The organism is Clostridium sp. Cult2, assembly GCF_021655075.1.
In the GTDB taxonomy this organism is placed as follows: domain Bacteria; phylum Bacillota; class Clostridia; order Tissierellales; family Tepidimicrobiaceae; genus Schnuerera.
The window spans coordinates 1-12478 of record NZ_PPXX01000041.1 but is presented as its reverse complement, the minus strand read 5'-3'; the positions used below and the strand labels follow the sequence as shown (position 1 = coordinate 12478).

Annotated in this window: 10 protein-coding genes; all 10 read left to right on the top strand. The window is 32.9% G+C overall.

Annotation, left to right across the window (positions count from 1 at the left end; all coding sequences use genetic code 11):
- The first annotated feature begins 120 nt into the window (after nt 1-120).
- Nucleotides 121-912 carry an electron transfer flavoprotein subunit beta/FixA family protein gene (locus tag C3E90_RS04515; RefSeq protein WP_236914476.1) on the top strand — a complete coding sequence of 264 codons (792 nt, stop codon included), beginning with the start codon at nt 121-123 and terminating at the stop codon, nt 910-912.
- Between the two features lie 28 nt (nt 913-940).
- Nucleotides 941-2149, top strand: a complete 1209-nt coding sequence (locus tag C3E90_RS04510; protein ID WP_236914475.1) for an electron transfer flavoprotein subunit alpha — start codon at nt 941-943, stop codon at nt 2147-2149.
- A 128-nt stretch (nt 2150-2277) separates the two neighbouring features.
- The gene (locus C3E90_RS04505; RefSeq protein ID WP_236914474.1) at nt 2278-4353 is read left to right on the top strand and encodes a sigma-54 interaction domain-containing protein; all 2076 of its coding nucleotides are present in this window, start codon (nt 2278-2280) and stop codon (nt 4351-4353) included.
- A gap of 315 nt (nt 4354-4668) precedes the next feature.
- Nucleotides 4669-6033, top strand: a complete 1365-nt coding sequence (locus C3E90_RS04500; RefSeq protein WP_236914473.1) for a sodium-dependent transporter — start codon at nt 4669-4671, stop codon at nt 6031-6033.
- Nucleotides 6034-6227: 194 nt separating this feature from the next.
- Nucleotides 6228-8006, top strand: a complete 1779-nt coding sequence (gene iorA, locus C3E90_RS04495) for an indolepyruvate ferredoxin oxidoreductase subunit alpha (protein ID WP_236914472.1) — start codon at nt 6228-6230, stop codon at nt 8004-8006.
- A 1-nt stretch (nt 8007) separates the two neighbouring features.
- On the top strand, nt 8008-8583 hold the full coding sequence (locus C3E90_RS04490; RefSeq protein WP_236914471.1) for an indolepyruvate oxidoreductase subunit beta: 576 nt from the start codon (nt 8008-8010) through the stop codon (nt 8581-8583).
- Between the two features lie 94 nt (nt 8584-8677).
- Entirely contained in the window at nt 8678-9580 is a 903-nt protein-coding gene (locus C3E90_RS04485) for a bifunctional enoyl-CoA hydratase/phosphate acetyltransferase (protein ID WP_236914470.1), read from the top strand.
- 70 nt (nt 9581-9650) lie between these two features.
- Nucleotides 9651-10748, top strand: coding sequence for a histidinol-phosphate transaminase (gene hisC, locus C3E90_RS04480; RefSeq protein ID WP_236914469.1), 1098 nt, complete (start codon nt 9651-9653; stop codon nt 10746-10748).
- Nucleotides 10749-10782: 34 nt separating this feature from the next.
- Complete coding sequence (buk, locus tag C3E90_RS04475) at nt 10783-11850, top strand: butyrate kinase (RefSeq protein WP_236914468.1); 1068 nt, start codon at nt 10783-10785, stop codon at nt 11848-11850.
- 165 nt (nt 11851-12015) lie between these two features.
- The coding region (locus C3E90_RS04470; protein ID WP_272879063.1) for a Glu/Leu/Phe/Val family dehydrogenase at nt 12016-12478 on the top strand (463 nt) is incomplete at its 3' end.

Genomic DNA, 12478 nt, shown 5'->3' with positions numbered 1-12478 from the left:
AAATGGGGGGTCATTGTTTTTGTTTTATAAAAAACTATGTAACCCTTGATAATATAAGGTTTTAATAAAAAATAGGAGTGTCAAATTTGACACTACGAATAAGGTGAAGGAGGAATATAGATGAATATTATAGTGTGTATTAAACAGGTTCCTGATACCAATGAAGTAAAGATAGACCCTGTTAAAGGAACTCTAATCCGAGAAGGAGTACCAAGTATAATAAATCCTGATGATAAAAATGCTTTAGAGGAAGCATTAAAAATAAAAGATCGAAATGAGAATGTTAAAGTTACCGTACTTAGTATGGGACCTCCTCAAGCAGAAGTAGCTTTAGTGGAGGCTATTGCAATGGGTGCAGACGAAGGGATTCTTTTAAGCGATAGGGCTTTTGCAGGTTCAGATACTTGGGCTACATCAACTGCTTTAGCCGCTGGAATAGAGAGCATAGGTGAATATGATATTATATTTTGTGGAAGACAAGCAATAGATGGAGATACTGCTCAAGTAGGACCACAAATAGCTGAACATTTAGGTATACCACAAATTACTTATGTGGAAGAACTTAATATTGAAGATGGAAAGGTTAGAGCAAAAAGAGCCCTTGAGGATGGATATTTTATAATGGAATCAGAAATGCCAGTACTAATTACTGCCATAAAGGAGTTAAACAATCCCAGGTATCCATCCATAAAAGGAATTTATGAAGCCTATAGAGGAGATAAAGTAAAAGTTTTATCAGCAAAGGATATTAGAGCAGATGAAAACAATATTGGATTAGATGGTTCACCAACAAAAGTTAATAAATCCTTTACACCACCAGGAAAGGGCGGAAAATCAGAAATACTTGATGGTAGTCCAAAGGAACAGGCAAGAAAACTAATTGTTAGATTAAAAGAGCAAAAAATCATATAATTTTCATTCTTGAGAGGAGGAAATAGGTATGGCGGTAAAAGTATTGGTGGATAAATGCATTGGTTGTGGTGTATGTGTTAGTGCTTGCCCCTTTGAAGCTATAGATATGGTAGATGATAAAGCTTTTATTACAGATAAATGTACTGCATGTGGTGCTTGTATTGAGCAATGTCCAGTAGGGGCTATTGAAAAAGAAGAGACGAAAAAACAAGGAGTTAGTATAGAAGAATATGGTGGAGTTTGGGTTTTTGCAGAACAACGGGAAGGAAACCTTCTTAATGTTTCCATAGAACTTATTGGAGAAGGAAGGAAAATTGCTGATGAATTAGGTACCGAGTTAACAGCAATTTTACTCGGAGAAAATGTAAAAGATTTGGCAGAAAAACTAGTTAAATATGGAGCAGATAATGTTTTATATGGAGACAGTCCATTACTAAAAACATATACAACAGATGGATATACTAAAGTTATATGCGATTTAATAAAGGCGAGAAAACCTGAAATCATGTTAATCGGTGCTACTAATATAGGTAGAGATTTAGGACCAAGAATCTCATCAAGAATACACACTGGACTTACTGCAGATTGTACAAGACTTGATGTGGATTTAGAAAACAGGAGGTTAATGCAAACTCGTCCAGCTTTTGGTGGAAATTTAATGGCTACAATAATATGTCCAAATCATAGACCTCAAATGTCCACTGTTAGACCTGGAGTAATGGAAAAGGCAAAATATGATGAAAATAGGCAAGGTAATATTGAAATATTTACTCCTGATTTAAAGGAAGAAAATATTAGAGCAAAGGTTATAGAATTTGTAAAAGAAAAGAAAGCACAAGTTAAATTAGAAGAAGCACCTATTATAGTATCCGGCGGTAGGGGATTAGGAAATCCAGAAGGATTTAAACTAATAGAAGAATTAGCAGAAAAATTAGGTGGAGTAGTAGGAGCTAGCCGTGCTACAGTAGATGCTGGTTGGATAGAACAGCCTCATCAGGTAGGACAAACTGGGAAAACAGTAAGACCAGGATTATACGTTGCCTGTGGTATCTCGGGAGCAATCCAACATTTAGCTGGAATGCAGGATTCTAAATTTATAGTAGCCATCAATAAAGATAAAGATGCACCAATATTTGAAATTGCAGATTATGGAATAGTTGGAGATGTGTACGAAGTAATACCAGAGTTAATAAAAGGATTAGAAAATATTGATGAGATAATGGAAGCAGTAAAATAATATGAAAACAGAAGGAAATAGCCATGGCTATTTCCTTCTGCTTTTATATAGAATCTATTGATAATTGAATATTTAATTAATATATTATAGAATTAATCATAAGGAATATAAACAGGAGTGAAAATCTTATGAAGAAAACTTTAGCCATTGTAACCTATAGTAAAGGATTGGTTAATTCCTATTATGGACAGTTAAAGAGTTTGTTTGCAGATAATATCATTATCAAGAAAATTTGGATAGATAATCTTGATATTGATAATGGTATTGATGCAGACTTAGTGTTAGTTTCTTCTTATGATATGTTTAAAAAGATTAAAAACCATATAAACAAAGATTCAGATATAGTCTTTGCTAGTAGAACAATATCTAAGTTAGGATTAGATAAGTTAATGAATATTAAAGCAGATACAGAAGTAATATTAATTGATGAAAGTCCACAAATGACGGAACAGATGATATCCGTTATCTATCAATTGGGAGTAAACCATATTGATTTGATATCTTTCTGGTCAGTAAAAGAAGAGGATGCTCTAAATAAACCTATGATAGTTTTAGGCCAATCTGATTATGTACCACCTTTTGCTAAAGAGATAATTAATATTGGAAACAGTTTATTGGATTTTAACACAATAATAGACATTGGAATGAAATTTAATCTATTACATATGTTAAATAGACAGGATATTTCAAAAAGTTATGAGGAAGTTGAAACTGCTAATTTTGGTTTAACGGAAATTTTCAAATTATCAAATAGCCGTGAAAGTCAACTGGATATTTTGCTTCAAACTATTGAAGCAGGGGTTATAGGTATTAATCCTGAAGGAAGTATATTCTTATATAATGATGATGCAAAAAGAATATTAGGGCTTAAAGAAGAAGAAGTAATTAATAAAAATGGAATAGAATTATTTACACATATACCTTTTAATCGTGCTCTTAATGATTTAGAATCCATTGAAGAAAAATTAATTGAGATGAATGGGGATTATGTTGTTGTGTCTGTAAATCCCTTAATTCACTCGGGAAAACTCTATGGGGCTGTTGCTATAATAAGAAAATATAGTGATACTGAAAAGAAGCAACATATATTGAGAAAACAGCTAATTGGTAAAGGACATAAAGCAAAGTATAAATTTGATGACATAATAGGGAAAAGCAGTGCAATTATTAAATGTAAAGATATTGCTAAGAGAATGGCAAAATCTAATTCTTCCATAATGATTACGGGAGAAACTGGAACGGGAAAGGAATTATTTGCACAGGCTATCCACAATGGTTCACCGAGAAAAAACTATCAATTTGTTGCTGTTAATTGTGGAGCTCTGCCAGAGAGTCTCTTGGAAAGTGAATTATTTGGTTACGAGGAAGGTGCTTTTACTGGTGCACGAAAAGGTGGAAAACCAGGACTTTTTGAATTAGCTCATAATGGTACATTATTTTTAGATGAAATTGCTGAAATACCCATGAACCTTCAGGTAAAACTCCTAAGAGTATTGCAAGAAAGGGAAGTAGCAAGAATAGGAGGAGATAGAATAATAAATGTAGATATTAGGATAATAGCTGCTACCAATAAGGATTTAAAAAAGATGGTAGAAAAGGGTGAATTTAGGAAAGATTTATATTATAGATTAAATGTATTACCACTGAAGATTCCACCTTTAAGATCTAGAAAAGAAGATATTTTATTCTTTATAGGAAAAGTGAAAAAAGAATTCAGTAGTGATTTTGAATTTACAGAAAAAGCAAAAGAATTATTATTAAGCCATGATTGGGATGGAAATGTAAGAGAGTTAAGAAACTATGTTGAATACTTTGTCAATTTGGGATCTAAAATAATAGATGCTAAAGACCTACCCTTCGTAAACGAGGAGTATATTGATGAAGAATATAAAGATGAGGAAGTTATTATTGGTGAAGAAAATGAAATGATGATGAAATTTTTAGAAACCACTGGCAATGATATAAGGAAGTATGTTTTTGTTTTAGAAGAGTTAGAAAAGGCCTATATTAACAATAAAAGATTGGGTAGAAGAAGTATTCATAGAATTGCAAAATCAAAAGGTATTTTTTTGGGCGAACAGGAAATAAGGAGAATATTAACGGATCTTGAAAAGTTATTCATGGTAGATATAAGTGTGGGAAGAAGTGGTACCATGATAACAGAACAGGGAAGATATATGTTGAAGCATCTTAAAACGGGTTAAAAGGGATCAATTGCATCACCCTTTTAACCCGTAAAGCTTTACGTTACCAATTATAAACTCATCTATATAATATATTTTCCTATAAACTTTTCCGCGCAATTGCATGATAATCCAAGATAATTCAAATTTTTCTGATAACTAAATCCGTGTGGCATAGTATATGCATAATATATAGGCGAGCAAATATTTCACACCCGTAATATCACACCCATAATATTACGAATATTAAAAATATACTGAAAAGAAAGGGGGGATATAGGAGTAATATTTAATATTAATTAACATCTAAAAACTTAATAAAAAAGGAGGATTATTGTGAAGAATACTGAATTACAAACGGAGAATAGGGAACAGTTTAAAACCAGATTTGGTTTTATTATGGCGGTAGCAGGTTCTGCAGTAGGTTTAGGTAATATATGGAGATTTCCTTATATTACTGGTGTCCATGGTGGAGGGGCATTTGTCATAATATATTTAGTAAGTATATTTATAATTGGAGCTACTATTGCATTGACTGAGATGGCCATAGGCAGGCATGGAGGCTCGGATGTTGTTGAAGCATATGGCCAATATGATAAAAGATTTAGAATCCCTGGGTTTCTTTCAATGATAGCAGTTACAGTCCTTATGTCTTTCTATAATATTATTGGTGGTTGGTCAATCTATTATTTCTTCCAGTTTATAACAGGGAAATTTACTGGCATAAATCCAGGAGAAGTAGAATCAATCTTTGGAAACTTTATTGTGAATTCTCCTCAAGTTGCTATATTTACAATTATATTTTTAGCAGTGAATACTATAGTTATAATTAAAGGTATAACGGAAGGAATAGAAAAAGTTTCTTCTATTGTAATGCCTGCATTGTTCGTGTTGTTAATTGTGCTGGTTATTCGTTCTTTGACGCTTCCAGGAGCAAAGGAAGGTGTGATTTGGTATTTAAAGCCAGATTTTTCTAAAGTAACAGGCTCAACTATTGTAGCTGCTGTAGGACAGGCCTTCTTTACTTTAAGTCTTGGTTCTGGTGCTATGGCAACTTACGCAAGTTATTTAAGCAAAGATGAAAGTCTACCTAAGGCTACATATTCAGTTGTAATAACCGATACACTTGTTGCATTATTAGCTGGACTTGCAATTTTACCTGCTGTATTTGCATTTGGGGTATCACCAGGTGAAGGTCCAGGGTTAGTTTTTGTAACTTTACCAAGTATTTTTGGTCAAATGCCATTTGGAGCTCTTTTTGGAGCAATGTTCTTTGTCTTCTTTTTCTTTGCTGCCTTAACATCATCTATTTCCATGTTAGAGGTATCTGTAACCTATCTTATTGAGAAGAAAAAGGTTCAAAGGAAAAAAGCAGCCATTATTATGAGTATAGTTGTTTTACTTTTAGGTATTCCACCTTTAATGAGTTTTGGAGCTTGGAGTCATGTTGAAATATTTGGTTTAGGGCTCTTTGATTTATATGATTATTTTGTATCCAATATTTCCATGCCTTTAGTCGGGCTAGCTGGCGCTTTAGTAATTTGTTGGGTATGGGATAAACAAGTTGCTAAGGCTGAAGTTACTAGTGATGGTAAATATGAATTTGGATTATTCAATACATGGTATAATTTAACTAGATACATTGTTCCTATATTATTAATATTTGTATTTTTAACTGCTACTGGAATTTTGAAAATATAAATGATGGCATATATTTTGCATTAGCTATTATTGAAACTAAAATTGCTGTAACCTAATTATCTATGTAAGGTTTTCGTAAGGTTTTCCTTACTTTGTTTTTCAAATATATATTGATAATATCTTAAACTAAACTTGCTCAAGGTAGGGAAAACCTTTTTATACAAACCATAAATTGACGAAAAGGAGGACATTAAATGAAAAAGCTATTGACGGGAAACGAAGCAGTAGCTCTTGGAGCTTATGAAGCTGGTATCCATTATGCTGCTGCCTATCCTGGAACACCCAGTACAGAGATATTAGAAAATATAGCCACTCACAAAGAAGAAATAATCGCAGAGTGGGCACCAAATGAAAAGGTAGCACTAGAATCAGCATTAGGTGCTTCTATATATGGAGCAAGGTCCCTTGCTGCTATGAAGCATGTAGGCTTAAATGTGGCTGCAGACCCATTCTTTACTGCAGGTTATACTGGTGTAAATGGAGGTATGGTATTAGTTACTGCAGATGACCCTGGTTTACACTCATCTCAAAATGAACAAGATAATAGATATTATGCAAGGTCAGCTAAAGTAGCTATGGTTGAACCAAGCAATAGTCAAGAAGCTAAGGATATGGTTAAGGCTGCTATGGAAATAAGTGAAGAATTTGATACTCTTGTTTTAATGAGATTGACTACCAGAATTTGTCATAGTAAATCTTTAGTAGAAGTAGGCGAAAGAAAAGAGGTTCCTATAAAACCATATAAAAAGAATTTGATGAAATATTATGTAGCTCCAGCAGTTGCTAAACAATTGCATGTTGTAGTAGAGGAAAAACTCAAAAAACTAGAAGAATTCTCCAACAAAACTGACCTTAACTATGTTGTTTGGAATGATAAAAAAATAGGTGTAATTTCCTCTGGTATTGCATACGAATATGCAAAAGAAGTATTTAGAGATAAGGCCTCCTATTTGAAATTGGGCTTTACTTTCCCACTTCCTATGGAAAAGATTAAAAAATTTGCAGACGAAGTTGAAACCCTTTATGTAGTTGAAGAGCTTGAACCATTTATAGAAGATCAAATTAAGGCTGCTGGTATCCAATGTATAGGAAAAGATAAGATTCCAATTATTTGGGAACTAAATCCAGAGATTGTTGAAAAAGGCATATTTGGAACAGAAAAAGAAGTAATAGATTATGATAAATCAATAGTTGTAAATAGACCTCCAACTCTTTGTGCAGGTTGTCCACATAGAGGATTCTTCTATCAACTAAGTAAAAGAAAGAATACTATTATATCTGGAGATATAGGTTGCTATACTTTAGGTGGAGCAGATCCATTAAAAGCAATGGATACAACTATATGTATGGGTGCTAGTGTTAGTTTAGGACATGGTATGGAGAAACTAATAGATAAGTACAATGATGATAAGAGAGTTGTAAGTGTTATTGGTGATTCTACTTTCTTCCATTCTGGAATGACCAGTCTTTTAGATGTTGTATATAACAATAGTAATACTATTACTTGTATACTTGATAATAGAGTAACTGGCATGACTGGACATCAAGATAATCCAGGTACTGGCTTTACTCTTCAAGGTGAACCTACTAAGATGGCGAATATTCCTGAAATTGTAAAAGCTTTAGGAGTTAAGCATGTTAGAACTGTTAATCCATTAAGATTAGATGAACTTAAGGAAGCTTTCGATTGGGCTTATGATTTAGATGAACCTTCAGTAATTATTTCAAGATGGCCTTGTGCACTGAAAAAACTATCTGAATATGATAAAGAAGAATTTGAATATGTACCAGGTAAATGTGAAATAGATGAAGACAAATGTATAGGATGTAAAATGTGTGTAAACACAGGATGCCCAGCAATACATTTTGATAAAGCAGCTAAAAAATCAAGAATAGACAAAGTACAATGTGTAGGTTGTGAGGTATGTATGCAAGTATGTCCAGTTAAAGCAATAAGCAAGGTGGGTGAATAAAATGGCAGGGACAAAAAGTATATTATTAGTAGGAGTAGGAGGACAAGGAACAATCCTTGCGAGTAAAATTTTATCAACAGGACTTGTTGAAGCAGGTTATGATGTAAAAATGTCTGAAATTCATGGTATGGCTCAAAGAGGAGGTAGTGTTTCAACACAAGTAAGATATGGAGATAATGTGGCTTCGCCTATTATTGGTAGGGGAGAAGCAGATATATTAGTTTCTTTTGAAATCATGGAAGCCTTAAGATGGTTAGAATATTTAAAACCAGAAGGTAAAATTGTTGTAAATGATTATGAAATACCATCAGCTCCAATCCTAATGGGTAAGAAAGATTATCCAGAAGGAGTAATCGATATAATCAAAAGCAAAGCCAATACCAGTGTAATAAATGCAGCGGAAATTGCAGAAGAACTAGGCAATTTGAAAGTTATGAATGTAGTATTATTTGGAGCATTAGTTAAAGCCATGGGTTTAACAGGCATTGACTGGGAAAAGGCAATAAAAGACAATGTAAAAGAAAAATTTGTTGATATAAATATAAAGGCATTCAATAGGGGAAAGGATGCTGTATAAACATTAATAAATAAAACAAATTGTTCAGTAAGAAATTACAACTTCTTACTGAGCAATTGTTTTAAAACTAAAATTTGATATAGGGAGAGTAATTATGGTAATCAATAATTTTAATCAATTGATAAAAAAAGTTAGCAATTTTGAAAAGACAAGAAAAGTAGCTGTGGTAGTTGCTGAAGATGAACATACCCTAGAAGCTGTATTTAAAGCTAATGAAGAGAGAATTGTAGATCCTATATTAATTGGAAACAAGGAAAAAATAAAAGAAATTTTAGACCGGAAAAATTATATTCTTAGTGATGAATTTATTATAGATGTAGAAAATGATAGGGCTGCTGCTTATAAAGCTGTGGAATTGGTGAATATGAAAAAAGCAGATTTTATAATGAAAGGAAAAATTCAAACTTCTGACCTATTAAAGGCTGTTGTGGATAAGGAGAAAGGGATTAGAACGGACAGACTTATGTCTCATTTTGCAATTCTAGAAATACCTACCTACCATAAATTGTTAGTTATTACTGATGGAGGTATGGTTATGTATCCAAGTATTGAAGAAAAGAAGCAAATAATTCAAAATGCAGTAGATATAATGTTATCTCTTGGTTATAAAGAGCCAAAGATAGGAGTATTGACAGCAGTAGAAAAGGTCAATCCAAAGATGCCAGAAACAGTCGATGCAGCTGAGCTAAAGAAAATGAATGAAAATGGAGAAATTAAAAATTGTATTGTAGAAGGTCCAATATCCTATGATTTATCTATGAATAAGGAATCTGCTGAAACAAAGGGTTTCCATAGTCCAGTTGTTGGAGACGTAGATATATTATTGACTTCAAATATTACAGCAGGTAATACTTTAGCAAAATCCCTTATATATTCAGGTAATTCTAAAATGGCAGGATTTATTGTAGGAGCAAAAGTACCTGTTGTATTGACATCTAGAGGTTCTTCAACGGAAGAAAAATACTTATCTTTAGTACTGTCAGCAGCTGCAGTTTAAAGATTATTAGATTATAGATTTTTTTAGCTATTACTATTAATTATAATAAATTATAAAGGAGAATGATAATATGTCTAAAAATTTATTTAGAAATGAATTATCAAAATTACAACCTTATGTGCCTGGTAAACCTATAGAAGAGGTACAAAAAGAATATGGTTTGACACATGTTGTAAAATTAGCTTCTAATGAGAACCAATTGGGACCATCTCCAAAAGCTGTTGAAGCTGTAAAAAATGAATTGAAAAATTTAAATGTTTATCCTGATGCTGGAGCTATGGAATTAAGACGTGAATTAGCTAAAAAGTATGGATTAGACTATGAAAATATTGTTGTTGGTAATGGTGGAGAACAAGTACTACAAATAATTGCTCAAACCTTTATCAATCCTGGTGATGAAGCAATTATGGCTAAAACTACCTTTGGTATATATGGCAATAGTGTATCCCATATGGGTGGAATTCCAGTAAAAATTCCTCTTAAAGATTATAAACATGATTTCAAGGCTTTTGTTGAAAATATAAATGAAAAAACTAAAATAATATATGTATGTAATCCAAACAACCCTATACCTAATATAATGACAAAAGATGAAATCAATTATTTAGTTGATAATGTACCAGAAGATATAGTTATTGTATTTGATGAAGCATATTATGATTTTGCAATAGTTAATCCAGACTATCCAGAAACTTTAAATATATTAAAGAAAAGACCTAATACTGTAATTTTAAGAACATTTTCAAAGGTTACTGGTATAGCAGCTTTACGTGTGGGTTTTGCCCTTACATCTAAAGAAATTGCTACAGAAATGAGTAAGGTTAAAGGTGTATTCAATGTTAATAGACTTGCTCAAGTTGCAGCCTTAGGAGCATTAAAAGACCAAGAACATGTTGATAAAACAGTTGAATTAAACTATAAGTCTTTAGATATGATGGAAGAATTCTTTGATAGTTTAGGACTTGAATATGTAAAAGCTAATGCCAACTTTACATGGGTTAATATCAAAACCCATTCGAAGGAAGCTTTTGAAGAGCTAATGAAAAGAGGAGTTATAATAAGACCAGGATACCTATGGGGATGGGATAACTGGTTAAGGGTTAGTACTGGAACAGTAGAACAAACGGAGAAATTTATAACTGAACTTAAAAACGTATTAAATAAATAAATTAGCATTCCACAAAGAAGAAAGGAGGCCAATAATGAGCTATAAGATATTGGCTATTAATCCAGGCTCAACCTCGACTAAAATAGCACTATATGAAGATGAAAAAGAAATTTTTACTAAAACTTTAGATCATCCTATTGAAGTAATTGAAAAGTTTAAAAATGTTCAAGAACAATATGAAATGAGAAAAGGTTTAGTAATATCATTTTTAAATGAGAAGGGCTATGACATTAATGAATTATCAGCTGTAGTAGGAAGGGGAGGTATGCTTCCACCAGTAAAATCTGGAGCTTATATAGTGAATGAAACAATGCTTGATACTCTTGAGAAAAGACCTGCTATGGAACATGCATCAAATTTAGGAGCACCTATTGCATATGCAATAGCAAAATCTGCCGGAATTAACGCCTATATATATGATTCGGTAAGAACAGATGAATTACATCCTATAGCACGAATATCTGGCATGCCAGATATAGAAAGAATGAGCACCTGTCATGTATTAAATACTAGGTCTATGGCTATAAAGGCAGCTAAAAAACGTGGTAAGAGATATCAAGATATGAATATTGTTGTTGCTCATCTAGGCGGTGGAATATCGTTAAATGTCCATGAAAAGGGGCAAATTGTAGATATCATTTCTGATGATGAAGGTCCTTTTTCACCAGAGAGAGCTGGTAGAGTACCATGTAGACAACTAATAGAATTATGTTATTCAGGAAAATATGATAAAAATACTATGCATAGAAAGCTAAGAGGCAATGGCGGATTAAAAGCTTATCTAGATACAGTAGATGCTAGGGAAGTTGAGAAGATGATTGAAGATGGGGATGAAAAAGCAAAGATAATCTATGAAGCAATGGCTTATCAAGTGGCCAAGGGTATAGGAGAACTTGCAACTGTGGTGGAAGGGAAAGTGGACTTGATTATATTGACAGGGGGAATTGCATACTCTAAACTGATGACTTCGTGGATTAAAAAACGTGTTGAGTATATTGCACCAGTTGAAATAATGCCAGGAGAAAATGAAATGGAATCCTTAGCCAATGGAATCTTAAGAGTATTAAGGGGCGAAGAAGAAGCTAGGGAATATATTGAATAGGATATAAGAGCAAAATTATTTTACATCTGTTTATGCTTGCACTAATTTTGGCACAATGATAGAATAGATGTGCAAGAGAATAAAATAGTAAATACTATTAGAGTTTTAAAAATTGGTTTTAAAGAAAACCTTTTCACGCATTAAATCAAGGGAGGTATAGTAAAAATGGCGAAAGAAAGTTTAAACCCATTAGAGAGTGCTCAGAAACAAGTGAAAGCTGCTTGTGACGCCTTAGGTTTAGAGCCAGCTGTATACGAAATATTAAAAGAGCCTCAAAGGATGATAGAAATTTCAATACCAGTCAAAATGGATGATGGTACCTTGAAAGTATTCAAAGGTTATAGGGCGGTACATAATGACGCCATAGGACCTGGTAAAGGTGGAGTAAGGTTCCATCCAGGAGTAAATCCAGATGAAGTAAAAGCACTATCCGTTTGGATGACATTTAAATGTGGTGTTATGGGAGTTCCTTATGGTGGAGGAAAAGGTGGAGTTACTTGCGATCCCTTAAGTCTATCCCAAGGAGAGTTAGAAAGACTTTCTAGAGGATATATACAAGGACTTTATAAATATTTAGGCGAAAAAATTGACATTCCTGCACCAGACGTAGGAAGTAAAGGTCAAGTAA

Coding starts and splice junctions, on each gene's coding strand:
- C3E90_RS04490 (WP_236914471.1), top strand. CDS start 8,008: ATGGCAGGGACAAAAAGTATATTATTAGTAGGAGTAGGAGGACAAGGA.
- C3E90_RS04515 (WP_236914476.1), top strand. CDS start 121: ATGAATATTATAGTGTGTATTAAACAGGTTCCTGATACCAATGAAGTA.
- C3E90_RS04485 (WP_236914470.1), top strand. CDS start 8,678: ATGGTAATCAATAATTTTAATCAATTGATAAAAAAAGTTAGCAATTTT.
- iorA (WP_236914472.1), top strand. CDS start 6,228: ATGAAAAAGCTATTGACGGGAAACGAAGCAGTAGCTCTTGGAGCTTAT.
- buk (WP_236914468.1), top strand. CDS start 10,783: ATGAGCTATAAGATATTGGCTATTAATCCAGGCTCAACCTCGACTAAA.
- hisC (WP_236914469.1), top strand. CDS start 9,651: ATGTCTAAAAATTTATTTAGAAATGAATTATCAAAATTACAACCTTAT.
- C3E90_RS04510 (WP_236914475.1), top strand. CDS start 941: ATGGCGGTAAAAGTATTGGTGGATAAATGCATTGGTTGTGGTGTATGT.
- C3E90_RS04505 (WP_236914474.1), top strand. CDS start 2,278: ATGAAGAAAACTTTAGCCATTGTAACCTATAGTAAAGGATTGGTTAAT.